Source organism: Nitrospirota bacterium (assembly GCA_023229435.1).
Lineage (GTDB): Bacteria > Nitrospirota > UBA9217 > UBA9217 > UBA9217 > JALNZF01.
Genome location: JALNZF010000031.1, coordinates 1 through 17,811 on the forward strand (window position 1 = coordinate 1; position 17,811 = coordinate 17,811).

Annotated in this window: 14 protein-coding genes; 3 read left to right on the forward strand and 11 right to left on the reverse strand. The window is 46.6% G+C overall.

Annotated features, from left to right (window positions below; translation table 11 throughout):
* Positions 1-120 precede the first annotated feature (120 nt).
* Entirely contained in the window at positions 121-549 is a 429-nt protein-coding gene (locus M0R70_14615; GenBank protein ID MCK9420601.1) for a S24 family peptidase, read from the forward strand.
* 91 nt (positions 550-640) lie between these two features.
* Here M0R70_14615 and M0R70_14620 read toward each other — a convergent pair whose 3' ends face one another.
* The 10 genes from M0R70_14620 to M0R70_14665 form a co-directional block, all read right to left on the reverse strand.
* Positions 641-1,687, reverse strand: coding sequence for a response regulator (locus tag M0R70_14620; protein ID MCK9420602.1), 1,047 nt, complete (start codon positions 1,685-1,687; stop codon positions 641-643).
* Between the two features lie 154 nt (positions 1,688-1,841).
* Entirely contained in the window at positions 1,842-2,207 is a 366-nt protein-coding gene (locus M0R70_14625; GenBank protein ID MCK9420603.1) for a response regulator, read from the reverse strand.
* Positions 2,207-2,593: a response regulator gene (locus M0R70_14630; protein MCK9420604.1), complete on the reverse strand. Its 387-nt coding sequence runs from the start codon at positions 2,591-2,593 to the stop codon at positions 2,207-2,209. The genes M0R70_14625 and M0R70_14630 overlap by 1 nt, the downstream gene beginning before the upstream one ends.
* A gap of 1 nt (position 2,594) precedes the next feature.
* Entirely contained in the window at positions 2,595-4,304 is a 1,710-nt protein-coding gene (locus M0R70_14635) for an ATP-binding protein (GenBank protein MCK9420605.1), read from the reverse strand.
* A complete protein-coding gene (locus M0R70_14640) occupies positions 4,301-7,411 on the reverse strand; it encodes a response regulator (protein MCK9420606.1) in 3,111 nt (1,036 codons plus the stop codon). Before M0R70_14640 ends, M0R70_14635 begins: the two co-directional genes overlap by 4 nt.
* Complete coding sequence (gene cheB, locus M0R70_14645; protein ID MCK9420607.1) at positions 7,408-8,475, reverse strand: chemotaxis-specific protein-glutamate methyltransferase CheB; 1,068 nt, start codon at positions 8,473-8,475, stop codon at positions 7,408-7,410. Before cheB ends, M0R70_14640 begins: the two co-directional genes overlap by 4 nt.
* Positions 8,472-10,646, reverse strand: coding sequence for a hybrid sensor histidine kinase/response regulator (locus M0R70_14650; protein ID MCK9420608.1), 2,175 nt, complete (start codon positions 10,644-10,646; stop codon positions 8,472-8,474). Before M0R70_14650 ends, cheB begins: the two co-directional genes overlap by 4 nt.
* A 27-nt stretch (positions 10,647-10,673) precedes the next feature.
* Positions 10,674-12,128, reverse strand: coding sequence for a methyl-accepting chemotaxis protein (locus M0R70_14655; GenBank protein ID MCK9420609.1), 1,455 nt, complete (start codon positions 12,126-12,128; stop codon positions 10,674-10,676).
* A gap of 30 nt (positions 12,129-12,158) precedes the next feature.
* The gene (locus tag M0R70_14660; protein MCK9420610.1) at positions 12,159-13,268 is read right to left on the reverse strand and encodes a chemotaxis protein CheW; all 1,110 of its coding nucleotides are present in this window, start codon (positions 13,266-13,268) and stop codon (positions 12,159-12,161) included.
* Positions 13,265-14,764 (reverse strand): tetratricopeptide repeat protein, encoded by a 1,500-nt coding sequence (locus M0R70_14665; protein ID MCK9420611.1) that lies wholly within the window; start codon positions 14,762-14,764, stop codon positions 13,265-13,267. The genes M0R70_14660 and M0R70_14665 overlap by 4 nt, the downstream gene beginning before the upstream one ends.
* A 917-nt stretch (positions 14,765-15,681) precedes the next feature.
* Between M0R70_14665 and M0R70_14670 the strand changes: the two genes are divergently transcribed.
* Complete coding sequence (locus M0R70_14670) at positions 15,682-15,930, forward strand: DUF6364 family protein (GenBank protein MCK9420612.1); 249 nt, start codon at positions 15,682-15,684, stop codon at positions 15,928-15,930.
* Positions 15,927-16,343, forward strand: a complete 417-nt coding sequence (locus M0R70_14675; protein ID MCK9420613.1) for a PIN domain-containing protein — start codon at positions 15,927-15,929, stop codon at positions 16,341-16,343. Before M0R70_14670 ends, M0R70_14675 begins: the two co-directional genes overlap by 4 nt.
* Positions 16,344-16,573: 230 nt before the next feature.
* Here M0R70_14675 and M0R70_14680 read toward each other — a convergent pair whose 3' ends face one another.
* Positions 16,574-17,752 (reverse strand): tyrosine-type recombinase/integrase, encoded by a 1,179-nt coding sequence (locus M0R70_14680; GenBank protein MCK9420614.1) that lies wholly within the window; start codon positions 17,750-17,752, stop codon positions 16,574-16,576.
* Positions 17,753-17,811 lie beyond the last annotated feature (59 nt).

Sequence of the window (17,811 nt, forward strand, 5' to 3'; positions counted from 1 at the left end):
AACAGAATGAAACTACGGCAATTGTATGGATGTTGCTGACTGCGGAAAAACATCGACGAGAAAATTTCATTTTCTCGTCACAGGGTGGGCTTTTTCACTTGACAGGGAGCCTTCAAATGGGTGACCCCATCGCCTCCGGAGCCCGCCCCTCTCGGCAAGATGCGGAAGATCCCGGTTGTATCCTGGGTGGCTGCCGGCAAGTGGACCGAAACGGGCGAGACCTACCTTGAGGAAGATGTAATCGACTGGATCGAGACCGATGTGAAAGGCGAACACAACTTCGGGCTGAAAATAAAGGGCGACTCCATGGAGCCGGAGTTTCATGAGGGCGACGTTCTCGTCATCAGCCCCCATGCGAAGGCGGAGAACGGCGATTATGTTATCGTGAAGAACCACGAGGAAGAGGCGACGTTCAAGCAGTACAAGCGGTACGACAATACCAAAATCCTTCACCCGCTCAATCCAAAATATAATGACATCATCCTGAACAAGGACCTGGTGTACCGGATTGTCGGGGTGGTGATGGAGAAGAAGAAGCGATATAAGTAAACAGGGTGCAGCGAAATGAATTTAATGTCCTAACGATTTAACATTCTGTGCCCACTTCGTTGTTCTCAGCACTAATTTATTATGATTATCCCTATTGGTGCTGATCGAATATCTCTTCTATCGCGGGCGCAATCTCCTTGAAGGCCTTGAGCACCGCTGGATCAAAATGTTCCGGCACGGTCCTTCCATCACCTTCGGTTATGATCTTGAACGTCTTTTGATGGTCAAAGCCTGGTTTGTAGGGCCGTTGACTCCGTAGCGCATCATACTGGTCTACGAGCATGACGATCCTGCCCTCAATCGGCGTTTCTTCTCCTTTGAGCCCTCCTGGATATCCCCCGCCGTCCCACCGTTCGTGATGCGTACGGGCAATGGCGGCAGCCATCTGAATACCCGGATAGTTTGATCCCGAGAGGATCTTTGCTCCTATTGCAGAATGGGTTTTCATGATCTCAAATTCTTCGCGCGTTAGAGGACCCGGTTTTAAGAGTAGATTATCTGGGATCCCGATCTTTCCGATGTCATGCAAGGCACTCGTAAAAGTTATGGTCTCAATGAAATCCTCCGGCATATCCAGCGCCGCTGACATCTTGCCGGCATAATAGCCTATCCTCGCGATATGAGCGCCTGTGTCGGTATCGCGAAATTCCGCGGCTGCCGTCAGTTTCAATATCATTTCTTTGCTCATATTGACCAGGTCCTGCGTTCTTTCCTGCACCTCCTCTTCAAGTATCCGATTATGTCTGAGCATAAAGTCATCGAAGGCCTTGATCTTGAGAAGGTTCTTGACACGGATGGTTAATTCGGCCTGATCTATGGGTTTGGAAAGAAAATCATTTGCCGAGATAGAGAGACCTTTTAGTTTTGATTCCCTTTCGTGCAGCGCCGTCACCATGATGATCGGTATATTAGTTGTCTTCGGGTCTGCTTTTAAGATCCTGCAGGCCTCGTAGCCGTCCATGACCGGCATCATGATGTCAAGTATTATCAGGTCAAGCTCGTTGTTCCTGGCCTTCTGCACCGCCTCTTCCCCGTTTGAGGCAATTTTAATATCATAGCCCAACGGAATGAGCCACTGGGTGAGCAGCCTGAGATTGGCATCCTCATCGTCGACGATCAGTATTTTTTCGTTCGGCATCCTATATCCTCCCCAGGTGTGATGAAAGCACCATAGCGGCAACACATTGCATTATCAGCCATCGAGCACTTCTCTCACCGTTTTCAAAAGATCTATTGGCAAGACCGGTTTAGGAATGCGCGTTACTGACACTAAAATCCATTGTCTGTTATCTTCAGCCTAAATATTTTTTCAGGAGTTCAGGCAGCGCCCTGGTATCAATAGGTTTTGATATATAATCATCGGCGCCTGAAAAAATTATTTTTTCTCTGTCTCCTTTCATGGCAAAAGATGTTGCGGCAATAATCGTTATATCCCGGGTATCTTTGTCTTCTTTCAACAGTTTTATCGCGGTTAACCCGTCCATAACAGGCATCTGAATATCCATGATTACCAGATCAGGCTTGTGTTCTTTTGCCAGCCTCACACCTTCTTCGCCGTTAACCGCCTCTATAATTTCATATCCGTAATGTTTCAGAATAAATACAATTAACTGACGGTTTTTTTCATTGTCTTCAACGATAAGTATTTTATGCGACATTACGGGCGCCCTTCCAAAATCCTTTCTATCTCTTTTTTGAGAGCTTCTTTGGTAACAGGTTTTGGCACAAATCCATCAACTCTTAATTCACCATTTGACCTCTCCCTTTCCCAGTCATGAAATGCGCTTGTTGCAATAACCGGGATATCTTTTGTTTCCTTAAATTCTTTCAGCTTTTTTGTAAGATCAAAACCTGTCTGATAAGGCATCATGACGTCCGTGATTATGAGATCAAAATAACAGTCTCCGGCAAGAATTTCCATCGCTTCGTCTCCATCATTCACCAGGACGGACGAAAACCCCATTGCGCCAAGCTGTAATTCAAAAAGTCGCCGGCTTCTGCTATCATCATCCACAACAAGGACCCGTTTCCCTTTTATGTCCATTTTAGTTTTCCTCCGTTTTAAGCCGCCCGACCGGCATCACAAACAGAAACCTGCTCCCTTTCCCATACTCACTCTCAGCCCATATCTTTCCGCCGTGAAGTTCGACCAATTTTTTTGTCAGGGCCAGTCCAAGCCCGGTGCCGTCTTTTGTTTTGGTATATACTGATTCGAGTTGCGAGAACTCATGAAAGAGTTTGTCCATATCTCCCGGTTTTATGCCGATGCCGGTGTCTGACACGGAAATCTCGATGGACGATGGATGTCCGTTCGCTTCGCTCACTGGGACGATGGACGCTGCTCCTCCTTCGTCCTTCGTCCCTCGTCCCTCGTCCCTCATCAGTCGCGCAGTAACGCGCACACTGCCGCCATCAGCCATAAACTTCACCGCATTGCTCAAAAGATTGAACATGATCTGCTTTAATCTTCTCTCATCCGCCTCTATTTCAATATTCGCATCAGATTTTAAATCAAGACTGAGAGTGATCCGGTGCTTCATGGCCTTTTCTTTTAACATTGCCATTGATGCATGAAGAGTATCTTTTAAAAGGAACCTGCTCAATTCGATCTCCACCATGCCGGCTTCCACTTTTGACAGATCAAGTATGTCATTAATAAGCGACAGAAGATGCATTCCGCTGCTCAGGTTATTATCAACCATCTCCTTCTGTTCCTCGTTAAGTTTTCCGAGCAGTTCATCCTGAAGAATTTCTGAAAAACCGATTATCGAGTTCAACGGCGTTCTCAGTTCATGTGACATGTTGGCGAGAAATTCCGATTTTGCCTTGTTTGCCAAATCCGCCGTGCGTTTTGAAATTTCAGCGTCGCGGAGCGTTTTTCGCTCAGTGATATCTCGGAATATGATAACCATACCTGATAATCTATCGCCCTTTTTTACAGGAGTTGCCGTGTATTCCACCGGGAAACTTGTGCCGTCTCTCCTCCAGAATACCTCATCCGTGCCGCTATATTTGGCGCCTTCCCTGCCGGCCTTTACTATCGGGCAGTCTTCTTCAGAATAGGGAGTACCGTCCGGGTTTGAATTATGCCATGACTCGTGACCTGAACGACCTATCAGTTCCTGCCCTCTATATCCGAGCAGTTGTTCGGCGGCGGGATTCACAAAAGTGATCCTTTCATTCGTATCCACTCCGATAATCCCCTCGCCGGCGGATTGCAGGATCATTTCATATTGATTCTTCAGCTGATCAAGCGTCTGTTCCACCCTCGTGCGCTCCTCAAGTTCCAGCTTCAGCTGATCGTTGGCAGAGGACAGTTCAGCGGTCCTTTTACCGATCTCCTCCTCCAGTATCTGATTATGCCTGAGCATAAAGTCGTCGAAGGCCTTTATCCTCAGCAGGTTACTGACACGGATAGTTAATTCGGCCTGATCAATGGGTTTGGAAAGAAAATCATTTGCCGAGACCGAGAGTCCTTTTAATTTTGATTCCCTGTCGTGAAGCGCCGTCACCATAATTATCGGTATATTCTTTGTCTCCGGGTCTACCTTTAAAATCCTGCAGACCTCGTAGCCATCCATGACCGGCATCATGATATCAAGTATTATCAGGTCAACCCTGCTGTCCCTGGCCTTCCGCACCGCCTCTTTCCCGTTTAAAGCAACTTCTATATCATAGCCTAACGGAATAAGCCACTGGGTGAGCAGTCTGAGATTGACATCCTCATCGTCTACAATCAGTATTTTTTCGCTCATCTATCCAGTACCTCCCGCACCTTTAACAAAAGGTCTCTCGGCAACACAGGCTTACTGATAAAGTCAAAGCCGGCGTCTGTCAATTCTTTGGTCTTGATAATATCCATCGTATATCCGCTCGCAAAGAGTATTTTTATCCGGGGACTGACTTTCCTGATCGTCTCACCGACCTCTTTCCCGTTTTTCTTCGGCATGATCATATCCAGCAGAACGAGGCTGATCCTTTCCCTATTCTCCATGAATTTTGTGATCGCATCGTCACCGTCCTTTGCGGTAATAACACTGTAGCCGAAGGACTCCAGCACTATCCTCATCAATTGCATCAGGGAGGCGTCGTCCTCCGCCACGAGTATCGTCTCATTTCCGCCCTTGGCAGGGACGGCGGCGACCGTCTTCTTATCCGGAAATACCGCCTCTTCACTGAGAGGCAGGTATACTTTGAATACAGTGCCTTGTCCAGGTTCGCTGTAGACATTTATGTATCCGCTATGCTGTTTTATTATTGCATAAGAAATTGAAAGGCCAAGCCCTGTCCCTTCTCCAATCCCTTTTGTTGTAAAAAAAGGCTCGAATATCTTCTTCTGAGTTTCTGCATTCATTCCCTGCCCTGTATCCGTAACTGTGATAAGCGCATACCTTCCGATCTTTCCAAATCCATATAATGCAACATATTCATCATCTAATTCCTGAAGCCCGGTGCCGATCGTCAGACTTCCACCCTCCGGCATTACATCCCGGGCATTTGTGACAAGGTTCATCAGCACCTGCTCGATCTGCCCGGAATCAGCCATCACTATCAATGGCCTGGCCGCAAGCTCCAACTTAAAATTAATATCCTCGCGGAGCATCCGGACAAGCATTTTCTGGACACCAAGGATAAGCCCATTGATATTAACAGGCTTCACTGCAACAACCTGTTTTCTGCTGAAGACAAGCAGCCTTTTGGTGAGGTTCGCAGCCCTCTCGGCGGCAGTGAGAACCTCATTCATCTGTTCTTTTTGAGGACTACCGGCCTCAAGGCCGTCATATACCATGCCGCCATATCCCATGATCACATTGAGAATATTATTGAAATCATGCGCAATCCCCCCAGCCAGCGTGCCGACTGCCTCCATCTTCTGGGCGTGACGGAGCTGGTCTTCAAGCTTCTTGCTCTCGGTCACATCATCATAAATAGCCACAATCTCGTTTGTCGGCAACTTAAAGACCCAGTTTTCATACCAATTATTATATTTCTCGTCTCTGTAAATCTTTGGCGGGAAATAGCCCGGTTCACCGATTCGCCATACTTTTTGAAAAACAGTGATAAGCCCATATTGGTCAATATTAGGGCGCAAGTCAAAAAGCGACTTCCCAATAACCTCATCCTTTTGCTTACCCTCGATCCGCAAACTGGTGGCGTTAAAATCTTTGATGATGTAATCGCTCCCTTTAGAACCATCATTGATCACCTTAAAAATGGCCGCGCCGCTGGTCATATTATCAAATAAGCTGTGCAATAAACCTTCCCTCTCACGCAGCGCCTGCTCCGCCTGCTTACGAGTGAGCGCAATCCCGATACTGGCCCCCAACGCTTCAATGAAAGTGATCATCTCCGGCGTGAACTGGTCAGGCCGATGGTCATTGAGTTGCAGCAGCCCTATGATTTCTCGATTGGTACGTAAAGGGATAAGCGCCACGGATTCATAGCCCCCGTCATTGCAAAGGTTGAGGGTCTGACGGTCTGCCTCGGTCGTCGAGGCAAGCAGTTTAGTGGTGCTGCTGGTCCAGAAGCTGCCACCTTTGGTGAAGAACGGCAGCGCCGGATTGGCCTGTCCGCGGAGAATGTTTCCGCACATGCAATCGATCACCGGGTCCCCTTTTGAGTCGCGCACGATTTCTCCTGCCGTGTCACGCGCACACAAAAACCGTCCAGCAAGCACAAAGTCCTCGGGAAAGCCGTTAGTTACGTAATAGGGGAAGTCTTCGCCCTCGCGCAGGCGTATGGCAACAGCCTCCAAGCCTATTCTCTTCTGAACTGCCGATAGAATGTAGCTAATCGTGTGCTCGGTAATCTCCGAGTGGTTCAGCAGTTCCAGTACCTCATGAGCGAGCTGTTGCCGGTCATTGAGTTTTTTCTTCTCGGTAATGTCAACAAGTATCTCTATGACGGTGGTAACTTTCCCTGATTCGTCTTTGGAAAGCGGATATGCCTTTGTTTCTATATAAACAGGGATTCCTTTTGAGTGATTATACTTGTAAATCGCAACGTGCTGCATGCCTGTATCAAACACTTGCTTTACTGCACACTCTTCTTCCATCTCATAACAGGGTTTATCGTGATTATGTGATAACTTGTAACAATACTGTCCGATTATATCTTCAAGAGGCATCTTAATCTGATCGGCATATGCCCTATTTGCCATCAGAATTCTGTAATCACGATCTATAAGTATAAACCCCTCATCAATGCTTTCAAGGATGCTTTTTATCAATTCATCTGACCTTTTACGTTCTTCAATTTCAGAAGTAAGCGCTTCAGTCCTTTCCTGCACCTTCTGTTCAAGCTCTTCATTGAGGATTTTCAATTCTTCCTGGACTTTAATAAGTTCAACGTTTTTCTGGACCGCGCTTTCATATGTCGATAGGAGAAGGTCGAGTATCTGTTTTTTCTCCGAGGTAATAAAATATTTTTGCCCTGCAAAATGTATCTCAACCCCCATCTGCGTCCGCGAATTCTCCTGTAATTCACGGTTTAAGAGAATCTGTTTTATTCTTGAAAGCAACTGGTGGTCGTCATAGGGTTTGACAATAAAATTATCAGCCCCGCATTCAAGACCGCTGATAACGTCTGCCGGATCAGAAAGAGAAGTCAGCAGGATAACAGGAGTGTGACCAATATCAGGGGCATCCTTTATATGCCGGCATAACTCAAAACCGTTCATCCCAGGCATCACGATATCACTGACAACAAGTTCGGGTTTTAATTCTTTCGCCTTTGACAGCCCCTCGGCGCCGTCTTTTGCAACAGATACTGTATAGCCTTCCTTGTCAAGGATTCGCCTCAGCGCCTCTGCCTGAATGGCGCTGTCTTCAACAATTAAAATTCTTGTCCCCGAATTATTCATGTCTCCTTTCCCTCCAAAATTTGCAATACAAAATTCAAGATCATCGGCCCTATCTCATCCAGCGGAACGATATATCCGGCGGCATCCAATTCTATGGCCTGTTTGGGCATGCCGAACACAATACTGCTTGCCTCATCCTGCGCAATAGTAATTCCACCTGCCTGCTTAATATCCAGTAAGCCTTCCGCCCCGTCCTTTCCCATTCCTGTCAACAGGACCCCGACAACGGAATCCCCATAGTATTTGGCCACGGCTTTCATGGTTACGGTAACGGACGGACGATGGCCGTCAAAAGACGGCTCAGATGTTAAGACAAACCTGCCCGTTCCGTCAATCTTCAGGTGTGTCTCTTCCTGGGGAAAATAAATAGTTCCAGGTTGGGGGACCGCACTTGCTTTTGCTATCTCGACGTTCATTCTGCATTGGGATGAAAGCCAGTCAACAAGACCCTGCTGGAAACCCTCGCTGATATGTTGAATACAGATTATCGGCAAAGGGAAATCAGATGGCAGGTTAGTCAGTATTGTCTGAAGCGCCTGCGGTCCTCCTGTTGAGGCGCCTATTACGATGATACGGACCGTAGTGTTCGGGAGCCTTATTTTAGTTGCCGCTTCCGTACCCGACGCCCGGATTCCTGATTCGGAATCACGCCTGGTCCTCCTGAATACGCGGACCCCTGAAAGTATCCTGATCTTTTGGATCAACTCAGGGGCAAGTGTCTCATAGTCAAATTCAAAACTTGCCCGCGGCTTTAGAAATATATCAACAGCGCCAGCTTCGAGAACTTTGAAGGCATTTATAGAGCCTTCCTGCCCGGAAATGCTCACCAGAAGTATCGGCAGGGGATGCCTTGCCATGACCTCTTTTGTAAATTCAAGGCCGTCCATCACAGGCATATGAAGGTCCGTGCAAATTACATTGGGGGTTACCTCAGGAATGAGACGCAAGGCTTCCATGCCGTTTTGGGCTGTTCCTACAACCGTTATCTCCGAAGACTTCGACAGCATCCTTTTAAGTATTGTGATGGCAATAGGAGAATCGTCTACAAGAAGTACCTTAATCATATTAACCTTCGAAGTGTATCAAGCAATACCTTCTGATCAAAAGAAGGCTTTGTTATATATGCGTTTGCGCCTGCCTCCAGACCTCTTTGTTTGTCCTCTTCCGAGGCCAGAGATGTGACAAGAACAACCGGCATTTCTTTGTATTTTTTTTTCTGACGTATTTTTTCCGTAAGCTCCAGCCCTGACATATTCGGCATCATGATATCAGATACCACTGCATCAAAAGGATGACCTCCCAGTTTATTGAACGCATCAAGTCCATCGACGGCAACTGTAACCTCATATCCCGCGCCTTCAAGGATGCGTTTCATTTGAGTTCTCACGGTAATGCTGTCTTCGGCCACGAGAATGCTTTTCCTGGTTTCCGTCTCTGCTCCAGGCTTCTCTTGCGCAGTCGGGGCCCCCTTCTTTTTTGCGGACTTTATCAGGTCAAAAGGGTTTAAAATCATGCAGACCTCTCCTGTGCCCAGAATTGACGAGCCTGAGATATTCCGTGCCCGCTTCAATATGCTGCTGTATTGTTTAAGCACTACTTCCTGCTCGTCAAGGAGTTCCTCGACAAAAAGACCGAGCTTATCATCTCCGGCGGAGATAATAATGCATGGAATGGTTTCCGAATGTGGAGTGCGGGATGCCGCCTGCGGAATATGCGCCTTTGCTCCCTTAAATTCAAGAAGGTCGGAAAGATCGGCGACAGGGACAGGTAATTTGTCGAACACTATTGTCCTGCGTCCTTCGACGGTAAATACATCTTTGCGCTTTATCAGGCAGGTCGTCTGAATATGCTCAACGGGAAGGGCATATTTCATATTGTCGACCGTCACGATCATTACCCTTGAGGTTGCAAGGGTCAGGGGGAGTTTAATTCTGATGGTGCAGCCCCTGTCAGGTAAAGATTCAACATGGATTGTCCCTTTAAGACGTTCCACATTTGTCCTTACAACATCAAGTCCGACGCCCCTACCGGAGATATCAGATACAAAAGTGCTTGTTGAAAACCCTGAAACAAATATCAAAGACTGAATCTGTGAAGGAGGCATTGCAGCAAACTCCGTTTCATTCACCATTTTTCTTTTCAAGGCAACTCTTTTGATCGCCTCTATTTCAAGCCCCTGCCCGTCGTCGCTCACCTCAATTACTACGTTGGCGGGAGTCTGATAAGCTTTCAACGTGATTGTGCCAATGCGCGGCTTATTTTTTCGCGCCCGTTCATCGGGCATCTCAATGCCATGGTCAACGGCATTTCTTACCATATGCATCAGAGGGTCTTTCATTTCCTCTATAATACGCTTGTCCGCGGCTGTCTCCCCGCCTTCAATAACAAGTTGGATCTCCTTTGCCTTTTCTTTTGCCAGGTCCCTGACCGTCCTCTGAAACAGATTGAATATTGTTGACAGAGGCAAAAGCCGAATCCGGCTGATGCTGTCTTCAAGTTCAGCAGCAATAAAGCCAAGTCTTGAGCTGTCATCGTACAAGACATTTTTTAATGTATTGAGTTGGATCCCGAATTTTTCAAGTTTTGGCTTATCTTCCATCTCCGCTTTCGGAAGTGTCCTGGATATATCTTCCCAGAGAGTCATGACATCCTTAATATCCTCAAGCCTCTGTGCAATCCTGAGCTTTGTTACGTTTAATTCACCGGTCTGCGACATTAATTTATCAAGTTTATTTGTCTCAACACGTATTGTATCTATACGAAAATCCCCTAAGATCGTTTCCTTTATCTCTGTATGCTGTGCAGAAGCTTCAAATGCGGAGTTATCCTCTTCTATCACGAAACTCTGTATCCGGTTATCCATGCTAATTTTAAGCTGCTCAAGCACATGAGAAACAATGACACCGGAGGGTTCCTCCGTGACAGCTTCTCTTACAAGATTCCGTAGCGGATCAAGCCCTTTAAATAATCGGCCAATGACTTCTGACGACAGGGGGGCAGAACTCTTTCTTGCAGAACCGAGAATATCTTCAATGTGATGAGATATTGTCTCAATGCCTGTCAGCCCGAGCATGCGGGCAGCGCCTTTAAGGCTGTGCGCCTCACGAAATACCTCTTCAAGTACTGCCGCGTTACCCGGCTCTTTTTCAAGGCGCAGAAAACCTTCCTCAAGCCGCTGGATATGTTCAGCGCTTTCAATCTTAAACATATTTCTCAGTTCATTATCTTCTATCATCTGAGTTTCCTATCTCGTTTAACACAATCACAATATCTGCTTCAGATTTCCAGCTGCACTGTTCAGTTGTTCAATACCTGTCTTTGTCTGGACTATACCAGCGGCTGTCTCTCTTGCGCCCGTATTCAGACCGTTCATGGCCTCCACAACCTGACCTATGGCAGTTGCCTGCTGCTTTGCGTTCAGCAGCACCTGCTGTGCGTTCTCATAAACCTTGTTTGCCGCTTCGGACAGGGAATTAAATAACTCGCCAACATTCCCGACAGACCCTGTCACCTCTTCCACCACCTTTGTCCCTTCCTCTGTCCTGAGTATCGTTGCATTGGTCGCCTTTTGTATATCAGAAATAACGGCATTTGACTGCTCTGCTGATTTCTTGCTCTCATTGGCAAGTTTCCTAATCTCACCGGCAACAACCGCAAAGCCCTTGCCATGCTCGCCGGCACGCGCTGCCTCGACCGCCGCATTAAGCGCAAGCATGTTTATCTCGCTTGAAAGGTCCTTGACCATATTGGCAAGACTCCCTATCTGGACGGTCTGCTCTCCTAATTTAAGTGTCTGGTCGGCAATCATGCCTACCTTGTTCCCAAGGCTGTTCATACCGTCAATTGCCTGCTTGACTATGATTGTCCCTTCACCTGTGGCTTTTAACGCCTGCTGTGCAACCTCTGCTGCGGCAGAGGCCTGTTCAGAGGTCTGCCTTGAGGATGCGCCCAGCTCCTGAATGGTTGTTGTCGTCTCATTTACCATTGAAGCCTGTTGAGAGGCAGTCCGTTCATGCTGGTTTACCGTCGCGGCTATCTCAGTAGAGGTGGAAGACATGGCATTGATTGCGCCGCTGATATGCTTTGTGATGCCGTTGGTAATTAAAAGACCAATGCTGACCGAAAAAGCAAGAGACAATAATATGCCAATCATCAGTGAAGGGCCTATCTTTCCCAGCGCGCTGTCTTCTTCTTTTGTCCAAGTCTCAAGAAACCCCTCCTGGTTCTTTTCGAATTCATTGGCCATAGCTTCGATTTCTCTTTCCAGTTTTAATGATCCGCTTTTCCGGTAATGTTCAATTGCCTTGTCATACCCTTCTTTATCAACAAGCGACATTTCTTCATTGATACCTTCTTCCATCTTCCTGGTTTTTTCTATTATTCTGCCGAGCAATTCCTTCTGTTTTTCATTCTTGATAAGCAGGCTAATGGCTTGAATTGTCTTTTCAAGTTCCTTTCTATATTCATTATAGTTATCGCGTGATTCGTTGTTATTTTTAAGGAGGAGAAATCCTCTTGCTGACCGCTGCATTTTTGTTACATATAAAGACAGCTCATTTGACTTAACAGAGATGACATTACCGTTTTCAGCTTGTTCATGTGCCTTTTCATAAGACCTTAAACTTACATAAACTGCCAACGCGAGAAGGATAAGCAAAAACAAAGGGACTGAATACCCAAGCAAAATACGGAATCTGATCTTTTGATTCTTGAACATTTTATGCCTCCTATTTCCATTCCGGAATCATTACACTTCTTCGTTAACTATTAACCCGTCCCATGCCAGGATTTTCTTCAAGTCAAGCAGTGCCAGCATCCTGCCGCCGTAAGGTGCAGTGCCTTTGACAAATTTCTCGCTGAGCGGACTTATGGAGGAAGGGACCTCAACAATATCCAACTCTCTAAGATTTATAACATCAAGAATATCATCAACGAGAATCCCGACAGGGAATTCCCCAGTATCGGCAACAATGACCTTTGTTGATTCACTGATATTGCCTACCTGCATATTCAGCAGGCCCCGTATATCAACAACAGTCAGGACATTGCCACGTAAGTTCATGTTGCCTGCAATATGTTCAGGACAACATGGCACCGGGGTAAAATTGTGAATCTTTGAAAACTCCCGCACTGATTCAAGCTCCACGCACAGGTATTCATTGTTTAAACTGATAACAGCCACAGATATTAATTTGGCGGAATCTTCACTATCAAATACCTGTTGCAGATTAACTGCCCTGTTATGAAAGATTTCCTTTTCTCTCTGGTCTGCCTCAGGGCAGAAATAGCTGATTGCGGATTGAGGAATGATTTCAGTTCCCCCGATCTCTGGTTCTTTAATCTCGAATTCGAAGTCGAGAATTATCCGGGGATTTAAAATCATGATAATGCCCTCTCCGGCCTTTGCTTCACCGCTTACAAAATGCGGATGCGGTTCTATTTCTCTTCCTTCAAAGGGCGGCAGTTCAATATCTTCTTCCGGAATATCCATGACATCCAGCACTTCATTGACGATTATTCCCAATGTGTCTATTTTTGATTTTGGATTTTGAATTTTGGACGGAATTTGGTCTGTTGCTTTTGATTGTGAATTCAAAATCCCGGACCCAAAATCCAAAACACTAAGCACTATCACCCTGTCTAAATAACCATATTTTCGCGGGGCATGTCCGAAACGGAGGTTTAAATCCATTATTGGCACGATCTTGCCGCGCATATTAACAACGCCCGCGATAAAGGAAGGACACTCCTCGATCAGAGCCAACTCGGGAAGCCAGATTATCTCCCTGACCACTTTTGTATCAACCGCAAGAAGCAGTCCGTGCAAATTGAATGTAAGGAAAGATTGATTAGTCATCGTCTGCCTTTCTCCGCTGGACCTGTCGGCGCTAAATCATCTCTTGACCCTGTCAGATACTCGACATATTTCAGCAATTCTTCGGCTGTCATATCATAGGGCTTTACAGGCGCCTGAGCAGGTAAAGTCGTAAGAAGTTCAATCGCCGTGGAACGGACTTTTTTCGCGCGCGCAAGATCCTTTTCCTTCTCATAAAGTCCTCCGAGTTCGCAATAGGCGGCAATAAAAGCAGGATTCAGATATATTGCTTTTCTGAATAATTTTTTTGCCTCTTCGTCGTTTCCTTTTATCTCCGCAATATGGGCAAGCAGGAAATACGGGTCCGCTGAATCCGCATTGAGCGTTATGACTTCTCGACAGGCGCTTTCCGCTTTTTCATAAGCGCCTGAATTCGCATATGCAATGGCCATAAAGTTATACATATCATAATTTTCTCTATTCTGCTTTAGAAAGCTTTCGGCCTTATCAATCGCCTCGGCATATCGCCCTTTTCTTATGAGCTCTTCTATTTCTGGTTTTGGGTCCAGCGGTTTTATTTTACTTTTATCCGGGAAAGGCAAGAAGCGTTTTGCGACCGGTTTCTCCCTGATTTTTAAGCCTTTTTTCTTTATTGAGCCTTCCATTAAGCGGGTGTTTTCAGGAGTTTGAACTTTCAACTCTACTGTTTTCTTGTATATCACGGCCTCCGGGTACATAATCTGGTGCAGGTCCGTAAGATCATGTCCATACAATTCTCCATGCCCGGTTATGAGATATCCTTCATCGTTTAATGTATTAATGAATTTATTGAAAACCGATGATACAGTCTCTTTCTTGAAATATATAAAGACATTGCGGCAGATGATGATGTCCATGTTGCAAATTTCAGGGTTTTGGGAAAAAAAGTTGTCCTCCATCAGATTTCCATATTGAAAGGTCACCATCTCTTTGATCTTTCCGTCAATCTCCCAATCATCCTTATGTCTTTTGAAATATTTTCTCTTTATGTCTTCATCCACCATACGAAATGACCAATCTGAATATATACCGCGACCCGCCTTTTTCAGGGATTCTTCGTTGATGTCCGTTCCAAAGATGACGATATCCCATCCTTTCAGGTCAGGTAAAAGCATATCAAGAAGAATGGCGATGGAATATGGTTCCTCACCTGTTGAGCAGCCTGCGCTCCAGATGCGGAACGCTCGCTTCCTCCGCTTGTTTATCAACTCGGGCAGGATAGTATTTTGTAATAAAAAGAAAATTCCTTTGTCCCTGAAAAAATAGGACTCGCCTGTTGTGATCAGCAGTACAAGCGCTTTCCATTCCCTTTTACTTTCTCCGGTATCTGATTCAAGAAAGTTTAAATATCCCGCTGGCTCGTCAATATTTAAACTCTTCATTCGGGCATTTAGTGTCCTATGAAATGATTCATTGTCCGCTTGACGGATGCACAGGCCGATACGGCTTTCAACAAGCTTTCTAGAGCGTTCGAGTACGTTATCTTCGATTTGTCTCATTAAAGCTCAATCCCCTATCTGTCATGAAAAACGTCTTACAGAGCACCTGCCTTGAGCAGGATTTCTTCTCGATGGACCTCGGAGTTGCTCACCTCTAAAGCTTTAGCGGACATGGTGTGCCTCCGTACAATGATTCTTGATGCTTAAAAACACTGCTGCTCCATAGCGTCTATGCTCATGATACGCGCGTAGCCGTCTGCTGCATAGGCCGAGTTGAATTCAGTGATCAGAATTCCATCCGCATCGCTCTGAAAACTGCGCTGCATACGAGCCTCAATCATACGCTTGATTAGAATTAAATATGGATGGATGGATGGATGGATGGATGTTCAAATACTATGCCAGTGTTCATCACTATTCTCCCTGCCATTTCATTTACAATAGAGGTTTCGAAAAGAAGTTGGGCAACCAAATGAATGCTGCGATGCAGAATGTTACATATCTGCACAATCTCGTTATTATCCCACTTTTTTTTGTGTTCATTGACAGTGTAGCATAAAAAAAGGAACTACGAGGATAATTGGCGGAAAAGAGCATAGAGCGATCTGGCCGCATCCATTGATAGATGGATTCTAAACCCCAGAAGAGCACATATAACCGCTTCTCCTCAATGAGCTTGTTCTACCCGAAAGATGATAGCTGCTTACGAACATGATGGATAAAAAGCCTATGGGCGGCTAAGCACGATTGATAACTTTGTTGCAAATGGTCACAAAGTCCAGAAAAGAGATAGGTTATCGTCGATGTACGCGACAACGATAAAAGGAAAGGCCCAGGTTGCCCCAGGGCCTCGCGTTTTTTAAAATCTATGACAGCGGCTTTACTCGCCGGACGAGCCGGGACCGCAGTTTTACTGCGGAGGCTATTGACAAGAGACGTACAATCGTGTAAATTATGTACGTCAGGAGGTGAACAATATGGCAACGAAACTTACCCTGCGGCTCGACGAGGGCGTCATTCGGAACGCGAAGCGCGCCGCCCGTGTCCGGGGCGTCAGCCTGTCCAAAATGGTAACCGGTTACTTCCAGGCCATCTCCGAAGAAAAGAAGGGGCAAACCGAAGCAACGCCCGTTCTCGCGGAAATTTCGGGCGTGCTCAGTCCGAAGACCGATGCGAAAAAACTTATCGCAGGCTACCGGAAGCACATCGAGGAGAAATACCGGTGAAAACCGTTTTGTGCGACATCAACTTCATTCTGGATATCTTTCTCAAGCGAAAACCCTTCTATTCCCCCGCTGCGCGGCTATTCACTATGATCGAGGCGAAGCAGCTAAAAGGATATCTGTGCTCGAACAGCTTCCCTACTCTCTTTTATATACTGGCTAAGGAACTCAAGCGGGACAAGGCAATGAAGGTATTGGAAAAGGTCCGGATCGTGTTCCGTGTGGCCACCGTGGATGAAAAAGTAATCGACCTGTCACTTGCGTCCGATTTCCGGGATTTCGAGGATGCAGTACAGTATTATTCCGCTGTCAGCGCGAAGGCAGACTGCCTCATTACCAGAAACAAAACCGATTATGTAACCGACGACCTTTCGATCATGACCCCTGAAGAATTTCTTGCAGCAATCGCAGCATAGTTGCCAAAAGAGCAAGTCCAACATTATTGGCCTGGCACCAATCTCGCTAAGAAGCTGACAGGGCTCAGGTTGATCAATCCTTCCGAGTACCGAGTAGACGATCTGATTCCAACGTTGCCGACACCTTAAACAAAAAACCTTGCATGTTCATCATGCAAGGCTTTGTTTTTCTCTGTGAATGAAAATTTGGTGGACGAGAAGGGGATCGAACCCTCGACCCTTCGTTTATTTCACTTATTTTTCATGGCGTTGAAATCGACTACATTCGATTTGTGTACCTCTTGTGTACCATCGACGATATCACAGAGCTGTAAAACATCCAGAGAAGCATAGCGCTGAGTCGATGATAACGAGCTGTGTCCGAGCGCTGCGCCTATTTTTGAGAGCTCAATCCCCGAGGTCCTGGCCTGCGATGCTATGCTATGCCGTGATGCGTTGTAGAGGCTTATAGGTGGAATCTCAGCCTTTATCCGTGCGGCATGCCAGAGCCTTTCAAGCCTGCCGATCGTGTAGGTTTCCCCGATCTTGTTCGTGAACGCGAAGGCCTCCGGCAATTTGTCCTTGAGCCCGGCGGGATTGAAATGTCGGGATAGCGGCAGATAGTACGGCTTCTTGTTCTTCCGGCTCCTGAGTTCTTCCCCACTCCAAGCCCGGCAGATCAGCACCGTCCCCTGCTCCCGGTTGAAGTCCTTCACCTTCAAGGCCCGCGCCTCAGAGATCCTCACAGGATGATAGAACAGAAACTCGAAGATAGGCCGATGATGGGTGTTGATGAAAGCGAGCGCCTTGAGCTGGCTTTTCTTGGTGATCCACTTGATCGGTTGCTCAGGCGGAGACACCACAGGGAATTGCGGCATCCTCAAGAGGTTCTCGCGACGGAACATCCAATAGCAGAAGTTCTTGAGCATGATCAGTATGTTCTTTTTCGTCTTGAGAGACAGGGTCTTTGGCAAACCATTAAGGAAGTCCTCGATGTGATGGGTACGGATATCGCGGCAGTCGAGCTGTCCGAAAGCCGGTTTAAAGTATTTCTCGATCATAGCCCGTGTGCTCTTGAGATGCGTCGGTGCCAGGCCTTGCGCTTCCTTCCCCTGTAGCCACTTCTCCAAGAGACGATGGCCCCGGAACTGTTCCATCTCTTTCGGAATGTAATCGAAGGGTGAGAATATCTTTGAATCGATGTCAGTGCGGATGTTTTCGAGGAGTCGATGGGCACGACGGTAACTGTCGAGAATGTGTTCTTCACGATCGCGGCTAATCCTGTACTTCGTCCCCTGCCAGTAGAGCCAGATGAAGAAGGTTTCGGGGCGCGTGTTACACACCGGGCAATAAATGTCTGCCTCTTCGGCGACCTTGAACGCACCGCCGCACTTGCCGCATTTCTCTCTGGTACGAACTTTACCAGCCATGCACATCCCCCCATCTATTGCGGGAGGATTATATACCTGTTTAGTCGGTAAAATCAAGA

What these genes read in the sequence shown, in the direction of transcription:
- M0R70_14620 (MCK9420602.1), bottom strand. Translation starts at nt 1,687, where the DNA reads ATGCCGAACGAAAAAATACTGATCGTCGACGATGAGGATGCCAATCTC.
- M0R70_14625 (MCK9420603.1), bottom strand. Translation starts at nt 2,207, where the DNA reads ATGTCGCATAAAATACTTATCGTTGAAGACAATGAAAAAAACCGTCAG.
- M0R70_14630 (MCK9420604.1), bottom strand. Translation starts at nt 2,593, where the DNA reads ATGGACATAAAAGGGAAACGGGTCCTTGTTGTGGATGATGATAGCAGA.
- M0R70_14635 (MCK9420605.1), bottom strand. Translation starts at nt 4,304, where the DNA reads ATGAGCGAAAAAATACTGATTGTAGACGATGAGGATGTCAATCTCAGA.
- M0R70_14640 (MCK9420606.1), bottom strand. Translation starts at nt 7,411, where the DNA reads ATGAATAATTCGGGGACAAGAATTTTAATTGTTGAAGACAGCGCCATT.
- cheB (MCK9420607.1), bottom strand. Translation starts at nt 8,475, where the DNA reads ATGATTAAGGTACTTCTTGTAGACGATTCTCCTATTGCCATCACAATA.
- M0R70_14650 (MCK9420608.1), bottom strand. Translation starts at nt 10,646, where the DNA reads ATGATAGAAGATAATGAACTGAGAAATATGTTTAAGATTGAAAGCGCT.
- M0R70_14655 (MCK9420609.1), bottom strand. Translation starts at nt 12,128, where the DNA reads ATGTTCAAGAATCAAAAGATCAGATTCCGTATTTTGCTTGGGTATTCA.
- M0R70_14660 (MCK9420610.1), bottom strand. Translation starts at nt 13,268, where the DNA reads ATGACTAATCAATCTTTCCTTACATTCAATTTGCACGGACTGCTTCTT.
- M0R70_14665 (MCK9420611.1), bottom strand. Translation starts at nt 14,764, where the DNA reads ATGAGACAAATCGAAGATAACGTACTCGAACGCTCTAGAAAGCTTGTT.
- M0R70_14670 (MCK9420612.1), top strand. Translation starts at nt 15,682, where the DNA reads ATGGCAACGAAACTTACCCTGCGGCTCGACGAGGGCGTCATTCGGAAC.
- M0R70_14680 (MCK9420614.1), bottom strand. Translation starts at nt 17,752, where the DNA reads ATGGCTGGTAAAGTTCGTACCAGAGAGAAATGCGGCAAGTGCGGCGGT.